Raw genomic sequence first — 17,386 nt, 5'->3', positions numbered from 1 at the left:
AAGGGCAGCGGCTTCGGCTAGTTGGCTTAGAGCGCGCGCAGGTTGGCGGCCTGCGGGCCCTTCTGCCCCTGCTCCACGTCGAACTCGACCCGCTGGTTCTCTTCGAGCGAGCGGTAGCCGCTGCCGGTGATAGCGGAGAAGTGGACGAAGATGTCGGGGCCGTCGCCATCAGGAGCGATGAAGCCGAAGCCCTTTTCGGAGTTGAACCACTTAACAGTGCCTTGCGCCATTACTGCGTTTCCTTGCGATGTTGATGTCCAGGCCCGCCGCCCGCCCGCTCCGGGAACCGGGGCGGCCTGCGGCGCGGCCTGCGTGTGCTGCCATTCCTGGCCTTCCGCCAGTTCGGTGAATCTTCCTCCGAACCGGTTTCTGCACCCTACAATACCCCGGCTCCGTCGAACTGGGTCTTGTAAAGCTCGGCGTACAGGCCCCCGAGGCCAACGAGCTCGTCGTGGGTGCCGGACTCGGCGACCTTCCCGTCCTCCAGGACCACGATCCTGTCCGCCCGCCGCACCGTCGAGAGGCGGTGCGCGATGACCAGGGACGTGCGGCCTTCCAGCGCCGAGTCGAGGGCGCGCTGGACGGCCGCCTCCGACTCGGAGTCGAGGTGCGCGGTGGCCTCGTCGAGGATCACGATCGGCGGGGCCTTGAGCAGGACCCGCGCGATCGCGAGCCGCTGCTTCTCGCCGCCGGAGAACCGGTAGCCGCGCTCGCCCACCACGGTGTCGAGCCCCGATTCGAGGCGCCGCACGGTCTCGCCGATCTGGGCCCGGTCCAGGGCCTCCCAGATCTCGTCGTCGGTGGCTTCGGGCCGGGCGTAGCGCAGGTTCTCGCGGACGGTGTCGTGGAACAGGTGCGCGTCCTGGGTGACCATGCCGATGTGCGCGGCGAGCGAGGCGGCACTGAGCTCGCGCACGTCGAAGCCGCCGACCTCGACCGCGCCCGCGGTGACGTCGTACAGGCGGGGCACCAGGGTCGCCGTGGTGGTCTTGCCAGCGCCGGAGTGGCCGACGAGCGCCACGAGCTGGCCCGGGGCGACCTCGAAGGACACACCGTCGAGGATCTGGCGGCCGTTGTCGGAGCGGTCGGGCCGCGCCAGGTCCTCCAGGCTCGCCAAGGAGACCTCGTCGGCGCCCGGATAACGGAACTGGACGTCTCGGAACGCGATCGAGGAGGCCCCGGCGGGCAGCTCGAGGGCGTCGTCCTTCTCGCGGATGAGCGGCTTGAGGTCCAGGACCTCGAAGACGCGCTGGAAGGACACCAGGGCGCTCATGACGTCGACGCGCACGTTCGACAGGGCCGTGAGCGGGCCGTACAGGCGCGTCAGCAGGAGCGCCAGGGTGACCACGGTGCCCGCGCTGAGCTGCCCGGCGAACACCAGGGCGCCGCCGAGCCCGTACGCGAGGGCCTGCGAGAGGCCCGCGACGAGCGTGAGGGCGACGATGAACGTGCGCGCGTACATCGCGGTGGTGATGCCGATGCCGCGCACCCGGTCGGCCTTGTCCGCGAAGTCCGAAGACTCGGTCGCGGGGCGGCCGAAGAGCTTCACGAGCATCGCGCCGCCGACGTTGAACCGCTCGGCCATCTGCGTGTTCATGGCCGCGTTCAGGTCGAATCCCTCCTTGGTGAGCGCCGCGAGCTTGCGGCCGACCCACTTGGCGGGCACCAGGAACACCGGCACGAGCACCAGCGAGAGCAGCGTGATCTGCCAGGACTGGAAGAACATGACGCCGATGATGAGCGCGACGGCGATGCCGTTCGAGACGAGCCCGGAGAGGGTGCTCGTGAACGCCCGCTGCGCGCCCATCACGTCGTTGTTGAGCCGCGACACGAGGGCGCCGGTCTGCGAGCGGGTGAAGAACGCCACGGGCATCGACTGGACGTGGTCGAACACGACCCGCCGCAGGTCGAAGATGATGCCCTCGCCGAGTTTCGCGCCGTACCAGCGCATGGCGAGGTTCAGGATGCCTTCGACCGCGGCGAGCCCGGCGATGATCGCGGCGATGCGGACGACGCCGCGCTGCGTGCCGCTCGCGCCCGTCAGCTCGTTGACGATGTCGCCGGCGAGGACCGGGGTGGCCACGCCGATCGCGGCGATGAGCGTCACGAGCGCGATGAAGAACGCGATGTCGCGCCGGTAGGGCCGCGCGAAGCGGAGGATGCGGCGCTTCACGCCGCGGGAGAGTGTGACGCCTTTGAGGTCGTCCGCGCGCCGCATGGAGCGCATCGCGTCCCATCCGGCAGGTCCCATCGATGACACCGGGCCTCCTGTGTTCAGGTGTGCGCCCAAGTTCGTCGTCGGCCGCGCTCTCGACTGCCTGCAAGGCGGAGCGGGGGTGGGCTTGGGCAAGCTGCTGTCTAGTCGACACCGTCAACGCCCGGCCCGGCCCGGTTTATTTCCGCGGGCCCTTCCTCGCGCCTCCCCGGGTGCGCAGCTCGGTGCCGGACTCGGCGAGGAGCCGGTGCACGAAGCCGTACGAGCGCCCTATGGTTGAGGCGATGTCCCGGATGCTCTTCCCTTTCTCGTACTCGACGCTCACGAACTCGGTGAGCTCGCGGCGCTCGGTGCCCCTCACCTGCCGGTTCGGGTCGGTCCTGGTGGACTCGGCCGCGGGGAGGCCGGGAACACCACTGCTGCGGGGTGGAACCTCTGGTGCCATGTGTCCTTTCCTATGCACGGAGGGTAATGAAGGTGCGTTGTGAAGTTTGCCGGAGTTTTCTCGCCCGGCGGTCGCTTGTGTCGGATACCCGATAGTTTCGTAACGTGACCGCACCGCAGACCTCATTCACCGACCGGGTCGACGCCCTCGACCCGGCCCGGCGGCGCCATGCGCGCCTGCGGGACGTCGGCATCTGGATCACGCTGCTCGTCGCCACCTTGACGCTGGCGTCGGTCGCGGTCGAGACCTCGTCCGAAGTGGTCGGCCCCGCGACCCTCCCCTGGTGGCCCGCCCAGGACCTGCAGTTCCACGTCACCGCCGGGATGGTCGTCGCGCCGCTGACGGCCGCGGCGGTGCTCGCGGTCGCCTCGCGGCCCGTCGCCGCGCGCATGTCCTGGAACACGCTGCTGGTGCTGTCGTACCTGGCCGCGATCGCGTGGGCCGGGGCCCTGCACACCAATGTGGACCCCACGACGATGACGACGGCGACCGCCGGGGCGCGGCAGGCCGTCGCGCTCCTGGTCTCGTACACCGGATCGCAGGCGGGCCTGGCGATCACCGTCGTCGCGATCTCGTGCCTGGCGGTGCCGCTGACGCTCGTCGCCGTCAAATCGGTGGCCGGACCCGTTGCGGCGCGGGCGCTCTCGCCCGTGCTCATCCTCGGGCCGTGGGCGGCCTGGACCACGCTCGGCATCGACGGGATCTCGGCGGCCGCGTGCGCGGCCGTGCTCGCGTGCGGCGCGGTCGTCTCGGAGCGGAAGGTCCGCGGCGCGGACGCGTTCTGGGGCGCCGCGGCCGCCGGCGGCCTGCTCGGCATCGCGGCGCTGCTCTCGTACGGCGCGGCCTGGTTCGCGGTGTCGCTGCTGTGCCTGTTCTACGCGCGGCGCCGGTCCGCGCAGATCCTCATCGCGGCGGCCTCGGCGCTGGCGGTGCTCGCGCTGGCCGCGACGCTGGGGAACTCGTGGCCGTACGGGCTCGTCGACACCTACAACGCGGCGATCGGCGAGATCGCCGCGCACCCGGGGCAGCTGTGGTGGCTCCTGCTGATGCCCGCGCTCGTGTGCGTGGCCTGCGGCCCGGCGGTCATCGAGAGCCTGCGGCGCTTCGGGTCGAGCGCGGCGTGGCCGCTCATGATCGGGCCGCTGCTGGCGCTCATGATCGCCCCGCTCAGCGGCTCGAACCCCGAGCAGCCCGAGTACGGCTGGATCGCCTTGTGCCCGTGGCTGATCGTCGCCGCGACCGCCCCGCGGATCTACGGCGCCGACGCCGCAGGGAAACCCGGAGCGCCGCGCACCCGCTCGGTGCGCGTGCCCCTGGTGACCGCGGCAGCGGGCGCCTGCGCGGCGATCGTGCTGATGTACTCGGGCTGATTACGCCAGCTCGACCAGTTCCATCAGGTCGTCGGACCACAGGTCCTCGTCGCCGTCGGGGAGCAGGATCGCGCGCTCAGGCCGCAAAGCCTGGACCGCGCCCGGGTCGTGGGTGACCATGACGATCGCGCCGGTGAAGCCGTCGACCGCGTCGAGCACCTGCTGGCGGCTCGCCGGGTCGAGGTTGTTCGTGGGCTCGTCGAGCAGCAGCACGTTCGCGCCCGAGCACACCAGGCTCGCCAGCGCGAGCCGCGTCTTCTCCCCGCCCGAGAGCACGTGCACGGGCTTGTGCACGTCGTCGCCGGGGAACAGGAACGCGCCCAGGATCTTCCGCAGGTCCGCGTCCGGCAGGTCCGAGCCCGAATCGGAAGCGGCCGACTGCATCTGCTCCAGCACCGTGCCGGTGTGGTCGAGCGTGTCGTGCTCCTGCGCGAAGTAGCCGATGCGCAGGCCGTAGCCGGGTTCGACCTGGCCCGTGTCGGGTTCGAGGGTCCCGGCGAGCATCCGCAGCAGCGTGGTCTTGCCCGCGCCGTTGAGGCCGAGGATGACGACGCGGGAGCCGCGGTCGATGGCGAGGTCGACGCCGGTGAAGATCTCGAGCGAGCCGTAGGACTTGGAGAGGCCGGAGGCGGTGAGCGGGACCTTGCCGCACGGGGCGGGCTGCGGGAGCCGCACGTCCGCCACCTTCTCCTGCAGCAGGTCCTCTTCGAGGTTGTCGAGCATTTCCTCGGCGCGGCGGATCATCCCCTTGGCGGCCTTGGCTTTCGTGGCCTTCGCGCCGAGCTTCGCGGCCTGCTTGGTGAGGGTGGCGGCCTTCTTCTCGGCGTTGGCGCGCTCGCGGCGGCGGCGTTCGGCGTCTTCGGCCCGCTGGCGCTGGTAGGCCTTCCAGCCGAGGCTGTAGGCGTCGATGACCGAGCGGGTGGGGTCGAGGAACCAGACGGTGTTGACGACCTCGTCGAGCAGTTCGACGTCGTGGGTGATGAGGACGAGGCCGCCCTTGTGCCCGGCGAGGAAGCCGCGGAGCCAGTTGATGGAGTCGGCGTCGAGGTGGTTGGTGGGCTCGTCGAGCAGGAGGATGCCGTCGCCGTCGTCGGAGAAGAGGATGCGGGCGAGTTCGACGCGGCGGCGCTGACCGCCGGAGAGGGTCTCGAGCGGCTGGGCGAGGATGCGGTCCTCGAGGCCGAGCTTGGAGCAGATGCGGGCGGCCTCGGACTCGGCCTGGTAGCCGCCGCGGGCGGAGAACTGCTCTTCGAGGCGCGAGTAGCGGTTGACGAGCTTGTCGCGTTTGGCGTCGTCGGCGACCTCGGCGAGCGCGGCCTCGGTCTTGGCGAGGTCGGCGATGAGCTGGTCGAGGCCTCGTGCGGAGAGGACGCGGTTGGACGCGGTCTGGGAGAGGTCGGCGAAGCGCGGGTCCTGCGGGAGGTACCCGAAGGGGCCGTTGTTCTCGATCTTCCCCGAGTAGGGCTGGGTGAGGCCCGCGAGGACGTTCATGGTGGTGGTCTTGCCGGCGCCGTTGCGTCCGACGAGGCCGATCCTGTCGCCGGGCTGGATCCGCAGATCGGCCCCGGACAGGAGGATGCGCGAACCGGCGCGCAGCTCAAGACCGGTGGCGGTGATCATGGGGCACTCCTTCAGGCGATGGCGGCCGGAAACGGCGACCGGTGAGGCGGCAGATTTGCCGCAGACTTTCCAAGTTTAGGCGGCGTCGTACGTCACGGTCATGTCGATATGGTCGGTGCCACCATGAGGAGGCGCACGGTCACAATCCGTGTTCAATATCCACCGTTCGGTGGAGGCGCGGCCGCCCCGGGGTGCCGACCTCTTCCGCAAGGGGACCAGTTTGGGCGTTGTATCGCCTGGTCGTGGGCTTGTTGTCCATTTCGGGTCTGTTAGGTTTCCCGGCGCTATGGGCAAACATGACGACACCAGCGAATCTGCTGGCAGAGAAATGACCAGCCGCCGACTCCGGGCCGCTCGTAGGCGCCGCCGTATCCGTCGCGAACGTCACAGTTGGCGTTTCGTGAACGGTGGGCTCGCCGCAGCGATCCTCATCGGCTCCGGGCTCGCCGCCCTTTCGGGGCAGAACGCAGCGGCGCAGGCCGCCGAGGCGGAAGAGCAGCAGAACGACACGGTCGTGCAGACCGACTGGCAGGTCGACACCGTCCTCGCCGGGATGGAGACCGAGTGGAAGGCCGAGCAGGCCGAGCGCGCGGCGGCCGAGCAGAAGGCCGCTGAGGAGGCGGCCGCGAAGAAGGCCGCCGAAGAGGCCGCGGCAGCTGAGGCGGCCCGTGTGGCCGCTGAAGAGGCCGAGCGCGCCGCCGCGGAGGCCGCCGAGGCCGCGAACCCGTGGACGGCTCCTTCGGACGCGTCGATCACGTCCTACTACGGGATGCGCAACGGCTCCCTGCACGGCGGCACCGACTTCGCCAACAACGAGGGCGACGAGATCTCGGTCGTCGGCGCCGGCACCGTGACCTACGTGGGCTACGAGGCGGGCGGCTACGGCAACGTGGTCTACGTCGACCACGGGAACGGGATCGAGACGCGCTACGCGCACGCCTCCGAGGTCCTGGTGAGCGTCGGCGACGAGGTCGCCAAGGGCGACTCGATCATCCTCGCGGGCACCACGGGCAACTCGACCGGGCCGCACCTGCACTTCGAGGTGCTGCTCGACGGCGAGAAGGTCGACTCCCTCGCCTGGCTCGAAGAGCAGGGCGTGAGCGTCGGCTAGTCCTACGGCTTTGCTCTCTCCTATAAGTAAATATGCGGCGGCGGCCTAGGGTTCATCTCCCCTAGGCCGCCGTCTTTCGTTCTAGCGCAACGTGAGCTGCGGTTCCAGGAGGGTCAGGGCGGGGACGTCGAGGCCGTCGAGCTTGCGCGTCAGGTGCCGCACGGCGGTCTCGGCCATGACCTCGGCCGGGATGAGCACGGACGGCAGCTGCGGGTGGGTGCGCTCGGCGACCTCGTCGGGGCCGATGACGACCACGTGGAAGTCCTCCCCCACGCGCTTGCCCGCGTCGGCGAGGGCGTGCATGACGTGGCCGACCGCCGGTTCGTTGTGGACGGCCAGGCCGGTGAGGTCCGGTTTGGCCGCGAGGAGTTCTTTCACGGTGCGCTGCACCGAGACCGGGTCCTCGGGGCAGGCCCAGGCCTCGGCGCTGGGGCCGCCGCGGCCGAGGAACCCGTCGCGGACGCGCAGGGCGAAGCTGGTGCGGCGGGCGTAGACCGCTTCGGGCGCGCCGAGCAGGACCACGTCGCCGCAGCCGCGCTGCGCCAGGTAGTCGACGCAGACGCGGCCCGCGGCCGTGAAGTCGAGGTCCACGCAGGTGAGGCCTTCGGGGTCCTCGGGGATGCCGAGGAGGACGCTCGGGAGTCCCAAGCGGCGCAAGGCGTCCACGCGCGGGTCGGCCAGCTCGACGTCCATGAGGATGAGGCCGTCCACAATGGCCGAGGCGGCGACCCGGGCGAGCCCGGACGGGCCTTCGTCGGCGGTCATGAGGAGCACGTCCTGGTCGTGGCGGCGGGCCTCGGTGACGGCCCCGGACGCGAACTGCATGAGCACCGGCAGGTGCATGCCCTCGCGCAGCGGGAGCATCATCGCGATGACCCCCGCCCGCCGGGAGGCGAGCGACCGCGCCCCGGCGTGCGGGTGGTAGCCGAGGTCGGCCACGGCCGCCATGACGCGGTCGGCGGTCTCCGGGGAGATCGACCGCTTCCCGCTCAGCACATAGGAGACGGTGCTGGCGGCGACGCCCGCGCGGGACGCGACGTCGGCGATCGTGACGCCTCGGCCCGCCATCAGGACTCCCGGCCGCTCTGCTCAGAAGAGAAGCTGAGGGAGGCGAGGCGGACGGGCCCCGACTCGAAGGTCACGTACAGGTCCTTGACGCCTTCGATGCGGCCGAGTTCGACGGTGGCGTCGGTGTAGTCGTAGACGCCGTCGGTGGCCGGGGTGTCGATCTTGGCGAGCACGTCGCCGTCGAGCGGGTCGTCGACGCGCAGCGTGATCTGGGAGGCGTGGCCCGCCACGCGAGCGGTCACAGTGGAGTACTCGGGGTCGAAGTCGCAGTCGCCCAGCATGATCCAGCCGCCCGCTTCCTCGGCGGCGATCACGTCGCCCGAAGTGCGGTCCTCGTCGCGCCACAGAACGCCCTCGTAGAGGTCGTTCGCGGTGGCGGCCAAGGGCTTCGAGAGGTCGCGGGCACCGACCGTGGTGCCGTCTACGCGGACCGACGCGGACAGGACGATGTCCGTGGCGGAGCGGCCGACCATGAGGCGCTGGCGGGACTTCTCCACGATCATGCGGTCGGTGACGTTGTCCCAGTGGGCGAGTTCCGCCACGGGGACGGTGAAGGCGACGGTGCGGGTCTCGCCCGCGGCGAGGCGGACCTTCTCGAAGCGGCGCAGCTGGCGCAGCGGCTGCTTGACGCGGGAGCCGCACTGGTGCGTGTAGAGCTGCACGACCTCGACGCCGTCCCGGTCGCTGGTGTTGGTGACATCGACGTGGACGTTCAGTTCGTCGCCCGGCCCGGCGTGCGCCTTGTCGGCCTTCAGGTTCGCGTACTTGAAGTCCGCATAGGACAGCCCGTGCCCGAACGGGTAGAGCGGCTGGCCGAGATAGTAGAGGTAGGTCGCGTCGGAGGCCACGATGTCGTAGTCGAGCATCGCTGGCAGCTCGGCCGCGTCGGTGTACCAGGTCTGCGGGAGGCGGCCCTCGGGGTCGCGGTCGCCGTAGAGCACATCGGCGAGCGCATTGCCCCACTCCTGGCCCCCGTGGCCCGACCACACCACGGCGCGCGCGTGCTTGGCGGCCCAGTTGGCGGCGTAGGGGTAGGAGGAGGACATGACGAGGATCGTATTCGGGTTCGCCTCGTGGACGTGGCGCAGGAGCCATTCCTGGGCGTCGGGGAGGCGCAGGTCGGTGCGGTCCTCGGTCTCGCGGCCGTTGACGAGCGGGTGGTCGCCGAGGACGGCGATGACGACGTCGGCGTCGCGGGCGAGCTCGACGGCCTTCTCGGCGCCCTTGGAGACGAACTCGAAGTCGAACTCGGCGGCGTCGGCTCGGTTGTCGCTCAGGACGATCCGGGTGTCCTGGAGGGCGAACCACTTTCCGGCCCCGGCGCCTTCGGCGCGGTGGATCTGCTGGACGGCGACCTTGCCGCCTTCGAGCTCGACGATGCGGAAGGTCTCGTGCACGTCGAACTCGTGCGGGCCGACCGAGTCGGCGCCGACGGTCCCGTCGAGGCGGCCGTCCACGTAGAGGCCGGTGGCGGCGTTGCGCGCGGTGTAGGACCAGCCGCCCCAGTCGAACAGGTCGAACTGGGCGGCCGCGCCGGTGGTGTCGGTGATGTCGAGGGCCTTGCCGTCCTCGACGGCGGTGACGTAGCCGCTCTTGTGGCGCAGGCGGATGCGGTCGACGCCTTCGCAGTAGACGACCTCGGCTCGTTCGGCGAGGGCCTGGCGTGCGGTGACCGAATACGGGAGGGTCCCGGAGTACCAGTCCTGCATCTGGAGGTCGGCGAACGGGCCGACGACCGCGATCTTCTTGGGGGACGGTTTTCCGGGGCGCAGCAGGGGCAGGACGCCGTCGTTCTTCAGGAGCGTGACCGACTGGGTCGCGGCCTCGCGGGCGAGCGCCTGGTGCTCGGGCGAGTTGACCGCCTCGGGGCCGATGTGCGCGTACGGGTCCTCGGGGTCGAACTCGCCGAGGCCGAACCGCACGTGGAGGTTGCGGCGCACGGCCGTGTCGATGTCGCCCTCGTCGAGCAGGCCCCGCTCGAGGGCGGTCTCGACGTGGACGAGGACGCCGCGGGAGTCCAGGTCGTCCTGGGTGAAGGAGTCGAGCCCGGCCTTCACGGCCGCGGCGTACGCGGTCGGGAGGTCTTCGAAGTAGCCCTGGAGGATCGCGAGGTTGTTGGGCGCGTATGCGTCCGAGACGATGAAGACCTCGTCGTCGGTCCACGTGCGCAGTTCATCGTTGACGAGGGGGGTGACGTGCGCGGGGCGGCCGTTCACGAGGTTGTACGAGAGCATGACCGCGACCGCGTCGCCGCTCGCCAGTGCCGGGCGGTGGGCGGCGAACTCGTACTCGCGGAGGACCCGCGGCGGCATGTTCGAGGAGGTGGTGCAGCGGTCGGCCTCGTTGCCGTACGCCAGGAAGTGCTTGACGGTGGGGGCGGTCTTCCAGACGCCGTCTCCAGAAGCAGAGCCGTTGTCGCCCTTGAGGCCGCGCGCGTAGGCGGCGCCCATGAGGCCGGTCATGCCGGCGTCCTCGGAGTAGCCCTCTTCGTTGCGGCCCCAGCGAGGGTCGCGCAGGGGGTTGACGGTGGGGGCCCACACGTTGCGGCCGACCTTGACCGGGTCGTCGTGGTTGAAGGCGAGCACCTCGTCGGCGACGGCCGCGCCGACCTGCTCCACGAGCTCGGGGTTCCAGGTCGCGCCCAGGGCGACCACCTGCGGGAAGACCGTGGCCTCACCGAGCCACGCGAGACCGTGCAGCGCTTCGGTGCCGGTCTTGAAGGGGCCCATGCCGAGGCGTTCGGCCGGGCGGTGGTACTGGTGGAGGAGGCCGATCTTCTCGTCGAGGGTGAGACGCGAGAGGAGGTCGGCGACGCGCTCGGCGCGCGGGAGGCTCGGGTCGCGGAAGGCGGGGCGCGGGTCGTGATCGCTCATGGGTTGACTTCCTTGCTGGGACGTCGCTGTCGTGTGAAGGGGCCCGTCGAAGCGCTTCGATGACCGGTCGATTACCGCCTTGGCGGCTTTTCGGAAACAGTCTTGTCGAAGCGCTTCGATTGAGGATGCAAGATTTCTACACCTCAGCTGTGACCGGAGTCAAGCCGGGTGGGGTGCGACAGCGTGCTCGAATGACGGGTTTCGCCCGTTCCGCAGGCGTGCTGCCTGCGGAAACGGACGGGGTAACAATCGTGAAACAGACGCACTAGGAGCCCATCGGCGTGGGCATCCTCCCGGCGTCGATGTCGTTGAGGATGCCCGTGGCCGCGCCGAGCGCGGGGGCCTCGTGGCCGAGCGCGGAGACGACGATCTCGGCCCCGCCCGCGCCGGAGGCGTGGGTGCGGGCGGCGAGCTCGCGTTCGGCGGCCGGGCCGACCCAGGGGCTCAGCGCCTGGTAGTGGCCGCCGAGGACGACCGCCTCCGGGTTGAGCAGGTCGACGGCGAGCGCGATGCCCGCCCCGAGCGAGCGGCCGATGCGGTCCAGGGCCTCGATGACCTCGGGTTCCTCGGCGCGGGCGCGGGTGACCACGTCCTCGACCTCGGCCTCGACTTCCGCTCCGGCGATGTCGTCCGATTCGGACAGTGCCTTGAGGACGGCACTGATGCCCGCCATGTCCTCGACGCGGCCGACGCGGCCGTCCACGTCGATGAGGAGGTTGCCGATCTCGCCCGCGAAACCCGTTGCGCCGCGGCGCAGTTCGCCGTCGACGATGAGGCCCGCGCCGAGTCCGATCTCACCGGTCAGGTAGATCATGTTGGACACCCCGGCCCAGGAGCCGAAGCGCTGCTCGGCGACCGCGCCGAGGTTGGCGTCGTTGTCGGCGGTCACGGCGTACTTGGGGTCGCGCATGGCCTGGCGCAGGCGGCCGGTGAGGTCGAACTCGTCCCAGCCGAGCATCGGCGCGCGCTGCACGACGCCGTCGTTGTCGATCATGCCGGGGACGGCGACGGCGAGCCCGAGGATCTGGCGCCCTTCGGAGTCCATCTTGTCGACCGCGCGCTTGGCGAGGCCCGCGAGCGCCGAGACCGAGCGGCCGGGGGTCGACCCGGCGCCGTCGTGGGCGCGGCGCCAGGACAGGAGCCGGTTCCCGGCGAGGTCCACGGCGACGAGGGTCATGTAGTCCACATTGACCTCCACGCCGAGCGAGGCGTAGTAGCCGGTGTCGACGCTGAGCAGCACCGCGGGGCGGCCGATGTTGCCGATGACCGAACCGGACTCGCGCAGGACGCGCCGCTCGATGAGCTCGGCCACGAGCGAGGAGACCGTGGCCTTGTTCAGCCCGGTCTTCGCGGCCAGATCCGCACGGGAGCAGCGGCCTTCGGCGCGGACCTGGCGCAGCACGAAGCCGAGGTTGTTGGCCCGCACGTCCGTGAAGTCGGCGCGCTTGGCCCTGCCGTGCGCGTCCTCGCCGACGGTCCCGGCCGACTTCGACGCTATGCGCATCGCCATGTGTTCCTCCTGTGCAAGTGCCGGACCCCTCGGCGACGCTTGTGAGTCGCCAGTTGGCATTGTCGTGGATCGCGACCAGGGGTCGTCGGGCGGTCCCTGACCGTTGCGCAGCGAAGCGTTTCACCACAAGAGCCGTTCCCGAATCGTGATGATTCCGCGTCCGTTTCGCCTGACCCCCGGCTTGTGCCGGGTGTCACCGTGCGCTACTTTAGTTTATCGAATAGCCGAACTAATTATCGGCCAGACCCCCCACAAGACCCCCCGTTAGACCCTCACAACTCAGTACGACCGAAAGGACAGCAACGTGGCTACTCCCTCAGACGGGTCGATCTTCCGGCGCCGCTCGCTGCTCAAGGCCGCGGGCCTCGGCGCCGCCGGTGTCGCGGGCCTTCCCGTCATCGCCGCTTGCAGCGACATCGAGTCCGGCGGAGGCAACTCCCAGGAGACCTCCGGCTTCGACTTCCTCCCCGAGTACAAGGAATGGAAGCTCCCGGTCGAACCCGACCTGGTCGGCGAGCCGCCGAACCACCCCTCCGGCTTCACCACCTACCCCGAGCCGGTCCCCGCCCTCGAATCGGTCCCCTCCAACAGCGGCTCGTTCGAGATCACCGTCCCGATGTGGGGCGAGGCCCCCTCCGGCGACGAGCCGTACTTCGCGGCCATCACCGAGGCCAGCGGCGGCACCCAGGTCAACCTGCGCCAGGCCGACGGCATGACCTACGCCGAGACCTCCGTGCAGTGGCTCAACGCCAACGAGTTCGGCGACGGCATCATGTTCTTCACGTGGATGATCGGCTCGCACCCGAACTTCCAGGAGACCGTCGTCAACAGCTTCTACGACCTCACTGACATCGTGAAGGGCGACATCTCCGAGCGCTGGCCGCTCCTCGCGGGCCTCCCGACCGCCTCCTGGGGCCAGTCGGTCTGGTCGACCGACCCGGCCGACCCCAAGACCGCCCGCGTCTTCGGCATCCCCGGCTCGTTCTCCGGCGGCCCCGGCAACGCCGTGTTCGCCCGCACCGACCTCCTCGAGGCCGACGGCCTCGCCCTGCCGACCACCGTGGAAGAACTGCTCGACGTCGCCCGCGCCTGGTCCGACGACGCCGCCGGCCGCTGGGCCTTCGGCGGCCTCGACTACTACACCCCGTCCTGGTTCGGCCTCGCGTCGGCCGACGGCTGGGCGTACATCGACGGCAAGCTCGTCCACAACTGCGAGCGCCCCGAGTTCACCGAGTGGCTCGAGTTCCGCCGCACCGTCTGGGACGAGAAGCTGATCCACCCGGACATCCCGTCGGGCACCCTCGACGGCCAGGCGCTGCACAAGGCCGGGACGATCCTGTTCCAGCTCGACGGCATCTCCTGGTGGCAGGGGTTCGTCGACCAGGTCGCCGCCGAGAGCGCCACCGGCACCATCGCCCCGCTCGGCGCGCTCACCGCCAAGGGCCGCGAGCCGCTGGCCTACGTCAACCAGGGCGTCGACAGCTGGACCTTCCTCAACAAGGACCTCTCCAAGGAGCAGGTCGAGGAGTTCCTCGACTTCTGCAACTTCGCGTCAGCTCCGTTCGGCACCACCGAGTACGAGCTGCTGAACTACGGCGTCGAGGGCACGGACTTCAACTACGGCGCCGACGGCGTCCCGGTCTACACCGAGTCCGGCGCCAAGGTCGTCCAGGCCCCGGTGAACCACAAGACGATCTCGGGCCACGTGCAGCAGTTCATCACCGGCGTGCCCGACATGGTCCAGGCCCGCTTCGAGTACAACGCGTCCCTGAAGGACTTCGCCGAGGTCAACATCTTCGAGGGCATGCGCGTGGAGGGCCCGGCCGACTTCAAGGCCGCGGCCCAGGTCCTCAACGACCAGTGCAACGACATCGCCTACGGCCGCGCGGACCTCTCCACGATCCCGGACATGGTCCAGACGTTCCTCGACAACGGCGGCGAGGCCGCCCGCGCGCACTACACCGCCGCTTACGACAAGCTGCACGGCTAAGACGCCCAGCCGGGCCGCGACCACCGGTCGCGGCCCGGCCCTTCCGTCCCCTGCACAGGCAACTCACCGACTGGACTCTCACAAGCGATGGCAGCACTCCAGACCTCAGCGCCCCCGGCCCCGAACGCGGGGGGCGAACGCCGCACCATAGTGAAGCGCAAGCGGACCGTGGCCCAGCGGCTGCGGCACGACTGGCCGCTCCTGCTCATGACGCTCCCGGCGGTCGCGCAGCTCGCCGTGTTCTTCTACTGGCCCTCGGCCTGGAACGTCATCGCGTTCATGGACTACAGCCCGCACCGCGCCTTCTGGGAGAACCCCCTCGTGGGCTTCGCGTGGTTCGAGCGGCTCTTCGCCAACCCGTACTTCCTCCCCGCACTGCTCAACACGCTGAAGTACTCCTTCGCGAACCTGCTGTTCCTGTTCCCGCTGTCGATCGTGCTCGCGCTGCTCATGCACTCGGTCGTCTCGACGAAGATCCGCAGCGTCTTCCAGTCGGTCGTGTACCTGCCGTACTTCTTCTCCTGGGTCCTCGTCGTCACCGTCTTCGTCCAGACCCTCGGCTCCGACGGCCTGGTCTCGAACTGGCTGCTCGGCTTCGGCGGCGACCGCCTGACCTTCACCTCCAACCCCGACACGTTCCTCTTCCTCGCGTGGCTGCAGTGGGCCTGGAAGGACGCCGGCTGGGGCATGATCATCTTCCTGGCCGCCCTCGCCTCGATCAACCCCAGCCTCTACGAAGCGGCTGCGGTCGACGGCGCGAGCCGGTGGCGGCGCATGTGGCACATCACCCTCCCGGGCATCCGGCCGGTGATCGTGCTCCTGCTGATCCTCCACATCGGCGGCATCCTCACGGTCGGCTTCGAGCAGTACCAGCTCCAGCGCGACGCGGTCGGCTACCAGACCACCGAAGTGCTCGACACCTTCATCTACTACCGCAGCGTCATCGGCACCGAAGGCCCCTCCTTCGGCACCGCGGCCGGCTTGTTCAAGGGCGTGATCGGACTGATCCTCGTCCTCATCGCCAACAGCGTCGCGCACCGCCTCGGAGAGCAAGGGATCTACCAGAAGTCATGACCGCCACCGACATCAAGCTCAAGCCCCGCAAGAAGAACGCCCGCCCCGCCTGGGACGAGGAACCCTCGTGGTTCGGGAAGATCACCAAGGCGCTCTTCCTGATCTGCTACGCGGCGGCCATCGTCCTGCCGATCTGGGCGGTCGTGGCCACCAGCTTCGCCAGCGAGGAGTCGCTGTCCAAGGCGGGCGGCAACCTGCTCCTGATCCCGACCGACCTGAGTCTCGCCGCGTACCAGGAGATCTTCGACGGCGGCGCGCTCACCAAGTCGCTCCTGCTCACCATCGGACTGACGGCGGGCGGCACCGCGCTCAGCATGGTCCTGTCGATCGGCGCGGCGTACGGGCTCTCCCGCCCCGGCTCGCTCCTGCACCGGCCGCTGCTCATGCTCGTGCTCTTCACGTTCCTGTTCGCGCCCGGCCTGTACCCGAGCTTCCTGGTGGTGCAGAAGCTCGGCCTGTTCGACAGCTACCTGTCGATCATCCTGCCGATGGCGCTCAACGCCTTCAACCTGATCGTGCTCCGCTCGTTCTTCATGAACAGCGTCCCCACCGAACTGCTCGACGCCGCCCGCATGGACGGCGCGGGCGAGTTCCGGACCCTGTTCAAGATCGTGCTCCCGATGTCGAAGGCGATCCTCGCGGTCATCGCGCTGTTCTACGCGGTCGGCTACTGGAACATCTACTTCTCCGCCGTGCTCTACATCCCCGGCATGGAGACCCAGCCCATCCAGGTCGTCCTGCAGCGCATGCTCATGTCCACGCAGGGCCTGCCCGGCGCGGCCGCGAACGTGAGCCAGTACCAGACCGCCGCACCGGACTCGGCGCTGAAGATGGCCGTGGTCGTCTGCACGATCGTCCCGATCGTGATCATGTACCCGTTCATCCAGAAGCACTTCACCAAGGCCGTCATCACCGGCGCCATTAAGGGCTGATTTCAGCTCCCCCTGGTGAAAAGGGCCGCTTCCGCACTGCGGAGGCGGCCCTTCCGCGTCCTGACTCGACGGTCGGCGATTGCTACGATGCAGACTGCCGCTCGGCCCTTCCCCTACGCCTCAGAAGAGTCCCGTATGCACCCACGGCTCGACACCCTCGTCAGTGCTTCCCGCAGTGCGCTCGCCAATGCCCTCGACCGCTTGCAGCCGCACGCGAGGAGGCTCGTCCGCGCTTTGCGGCTGAAAGCGCTCATCCGCGTCGTGCGCCGCCGCAAGCGGCTCTCGGCGGTTGTCGCCGCTTCGGCCCTGGCCCTGATAATCGCACTCGTCGTCGCCCTGGCCGGTCCGGACCGGGTCCTCCTGGGCAGGACGGCGGCGGCGCCGCAGTTCGAGGCGCTGCCCGGGCCCGCGCTCGCCGCCGAGGAGATCATCGCCTCGACAGGTGTCAAGGGCGACTTCAGCTTCGTCCTCTACGACTCGGTCGCGGACAAGTACCTCCTCACCTACCGGGCCGACGAGACCCACAACACGATGTCGACCTCGAAGATCTTCATCGCCATCGGGGCGCTCGAGAACGGGGCGGACCCGGCCCAGATCGCCACGATGCTGAGCTACAGCGACGACCCGATCGCGAACTCGCTGTGGGGCGTCGTCGGCGGCCCCGACCTCATCACGGAACTGGCGGGGAAGATGGGGCTCGAGCACACGACGCCCGCGGCGGACTGGGGCCGTTGGGGCGACGTGCAGATCTCGGCCTCCGACATGGTGCGGGTCTACGAGTACGTGATGGCCGAGCTGCCCGAGGACGACCGCACGGTCATCATCGACGCCCTCAAGGCGACCGCGCCGCTGGGTTCGGACGGGTACGACCAGACCTTCGGCATCCCGACGGCCGCCGCGGGCATGGACTGGGCGGTCAAGCAGGGCTGGGGCTGCTGCAAGCCCGACCGGTTCCTCGTCTCGGCCGGGACCATCGGCGCCGACCACCGCTACATCGCGGCGATCTTCGGCGGGTTCGACGAGACGACGTCGACCGAGGAGCAGTCCGCAGCCGAGATGACCGCGATCGCCGAAGCGCTCGTCGCACGCCTCCCGGCGTGAGCTTTCGCCTACGCGGGGAGAGTGAAAGCCGAGTGAGACCGGAGTGAAAGCCGGGGCGCGCACGCTGGTTCGCACAG

13 protein-coding genes are annotated in these 17,386 nt (G+C 69.7%); 6 read left to right on the top strand and 7 right to left on the bottom strand.

What is annotated here, in order from left to right:
• Positions 1–26: 26 nt before the first annotated feature.
• The 3 genes from ACZ60M_RS00705 to ACZ60M_RS00695 all read right to left on the bottom strand — a co-directional run bounded on the left by ACZ60M_RS00705 (position 27) and on the right by ACZ60M_RS00695 (position 2,660).
• Complete coding sequence (locus ACZ60M_RS00705) at positions 27–230, bottom strand: cold-shock protein (RefSeq protein ID WP_465413275.1); 204 nt, start codon at positions 228–230, stop codon at positions 27–29.
• A gap of 146 nt (positions 231–376) precedes the next feature.
• Complete coding sequence (locus ACZ60M_RS00700; RefSeq protein WP_465413481.1) at positions 377–2,251, bottom strand: ABC transporter ATP-binding protein; 1,875 nt, start codon at positions 2,249–2,251, stop codon at positions 377–379.
• 142 nt (positions 2,252–2,393) lie between these two features.
• A complete protein-coding gene (locus tag ACZ60M_RS00695) occupies positions 2,394–2,660 on the bottom strand; it encodes a helix-turn-helix domain-containing protein (protein WP_465413273.1) in 267 nt (88 codons plus the stop codon).
• A 104-nt stretch (positions 2,661–2,764) separates the two neighbouring features.
• Here ACZ60M_RS00695 and ACZ60M_RS00690 point away from each other — a divergent pair, with 104 nt between their 5' ends.
• Positions 2,765–4,030, top strand: coding sequence for a hypothetical protein (locus ACZ60M_RS00690; RefSeq protein ID WP_465413271.1), 1,266 nt, complete (start codon positions 2,765–2,767; stop codon positions 4,028–4,030).
• On the opposite strand, the gene ACZ60M_RS00685 is transcribed toward ACZ60M_RS00690, so the two are convergent.
• Positions 4,031–5,650: an ABC-F family ATP-binding cassette domain-containing protein gene (locus tag ACZ60M_RS00685; RefSeq protein WP_465413269.1), complete on the bottom strand. Its 1,620-nt coding sequence runs from the start codon at positions 5,648–5,650 to the stop codon at positions 4,031–4,033.
• Positions 5,651–6,050: 400 nt separating this feature from the next.
• On the opposite strand from ACZ60M_RS00685, the gene ACZ60M_RS00680 reads away from it, so the two are divergent.
• Complete coding sequence (locus tag ACZ60M_RS00680; RefSeq protein ID WP_465413267.1) at positions 6,051–6,761, top strand: M23 family metallopeptidase; 711 nt, start codon at positions 6,051–6,053, stop codon at positions 6,759–6,761.
• Positions 6,762–6,842: 81 nt separating this feature from the next.
• Here ACZ60M_RS00680 and ACZ60M_RS00675 read toward each other — a convergent pair whose 3' ends face one another.
• From ACZ60M_RS00675 to ACZ60M_RS00665, 3 genes are all read right to left on the bottom strand, one after another.
• Positions 6,843–7,829 carry a LacI family DNA-binding transcriptional regulator gene (locus ACZ60M_RS00675; protein WP_465413265.1) on the bottom strand — a complete coding sequence of 329 codons (987 nt, stop codon included), beginning with the start codon at positions 7,827–7,829 and terminating at the stop codon, positions 6,843–6,845.
• The gene (locus tag ACZ60M_RS00670; protein ID WP_465413263.1) at positions 7,829–10,702 is read right to left on the bottom strand and encodes a glycoside hydrolase family 3 C-terminal domain-containing protein; all 2,874 of its coding nucleotides are present in this window, start codon (positions 10,700–10,702) and stop codon (positions 7,829–7,831) included. The genes ACZ60M_RS00675 and ACZ60M_RS00670 overlap by 1 nt, the downstream gene beginning before the upstream one ends.
• 265 nt (positions 10,703–10,967) lie before the next feature.
• Positions 10,968–12,212 (bottom strand): ROK family transcriptional regulator, encoded by a 1,245-nt coding sequence (locus tag ACZ60M_RS00665; RefSeq protein WP_465413261.1) that lies wholly within the window; start codon positions 12,210–12,212, stop codon positions 10,968–10,970.
• A 304-nt stretch (positions 12,213–12,516) separates the two neighbouring features.
• Between ACZ60M_RS00665 and ACZ60M_RS00660 the strand changes: the two genes are divergently transcribed.
• The 4 genes from ACZ60M_RS00660 (at position 12,517) to ACZ60M_RS00645 (ending at position 17,309) form a co-directional block, all read left to right on the top strand.
• Positions 12,517–14,202 carry a type 2 periplasmic-binding domain-containing protein gene (locus tag ACZ60M_RS00660; RefSeq protein WP_465413259.1) on the top strand — a complete coding sequence of 562 codons (1,686 nt, stop codon included), beginning with the start codon at positions 12,517–12,519 and terminating at the stop codon, positions 14,200–14,202.
• A gap of 87 nt (positions 14,203–14,289) precedes the next feature.
• Complete coding sequence (locus ACZ60M_RS00655) at positions 14,290–15,276, top strand: ABC transporter permease (RefSeq protein ID WP_465413258.1); 987 nt, start codon at positions 14,290–14,292, stop codon at positions 15,274–15,276.
• A complete protein-coding gene (locus ACZ60M_RS00650; RefSeq protein WP_465413256.1) occupies positions 15,273–16,208 on the top strand; it encodes a carbohydrate ABC transporter permease in 936 nt (311 codons plus the stop codon). Before ACZ60M_RS00655 ends, ACZ60M_RS00650 begins: the two co-directional genes overlap by 4 nt.
• Positions 16,209–16,343: 135 nt before the next feature.
• Complete coding sequence (locus tag ACZ60M_RS00645) at positions 16,344–17,309, top strand: hypothetical protein (RefSeq protein WP_465413254.1); 966 nt, start codon at positions 16,344–16,346, stop codon at positions 17,307–17,309.
• Positions 17,310–17,386 lie beyond the last annotated feature (77 nt).

Source organism: Glycomyces sp. NPDC050141 (genome assembly GCF_055586545.1).
Note: the sequence above shows the minus strand (reverse complement) of the source record. Positions and strands in the feature narration are given on the sequence as shown.

What these genes read in the sequence shown, in the direction of transcription:
- ACZ60M_RS00645 (WP_465413254.1), top strand. Translation starts at nt 16,344, where the DNA reads ATGCACCCACGGCTCGACACCCTCGTCAGTGCTTCCCGCAGTGCGCTC.
- ACZ60M_RS00650 (WP_465413256.1), top strand. Translation starts at nt 15,273, where the DNA reads ATGACCGCCACCGACATCAAGCTCAAGCCCCGCAAGAAGAACGCCCGC.
- ACZ60M_RS00670 (WP_465413263.1), bottom strand. Translation starts at nt 10,702, where the DNA reads ATGAGCGATCACGACCCGCGCCCCGCCTTCCGCGACCCGAGCCTCCCG.
- ACZ60M_RS00685 (WP_465413269.1), bottom strand. Translation starts at nt 5,650, where the DNA reads ATGATCACCGCCACCGGTCTTGAGCTGCGCGCCGGTTCGCGCATCCTC.
- ACZ60M_RS00655 (WP_465413258.1), top strand. Translation starts at nt 14,290, where the DNA reads ATGGCAGCACTCCAGACCTCAGCGCCCCCGGCCCCGAACGCGGGGGGC.
- ACZ60M_RS00675 (WP_465413265.1), bottom strand. Translation starts at nt 7,829, where the DNA reads ATGGCGGGCCGAGGCGTCACGATCGCCGACGTCGCGTCCCGCGCGGGC.
- ACZ60M_RS00700 (WP_465413481.1), bottom strand. Translation starts at nt 2,251, where the DNA reads ATGGGACCTGCCGGATGGGACGCGATGCGCTCCATGCGGCGCGCGGAC.
- ACZ60M_RS00705 (WP_465413275.1), bottom strand. Translation starts at nt 230, where the DNA reads ATGGCGCAAGGCACTGTTAAGTGGTTCAACTCCGAAAAGGGCTTCGGC.
- ACZ60M_RS00695 (WP_465413273.1), bottom strand. Translation starts at nt 2,660, where the DNA reads ATGGCACCAGAGGTTCCACCCCGCAGCAGTGGTGTTCCCGGCCTCCCC.
- ACZ60M_RS00665 (WP_465413261.1), bottom strand. Translation starts at nt 12,212, where the DNA reads ATGGCGATGCGCATAGCGTCGAAGTCGGCCGGGACCGTCGGCGAGGAC.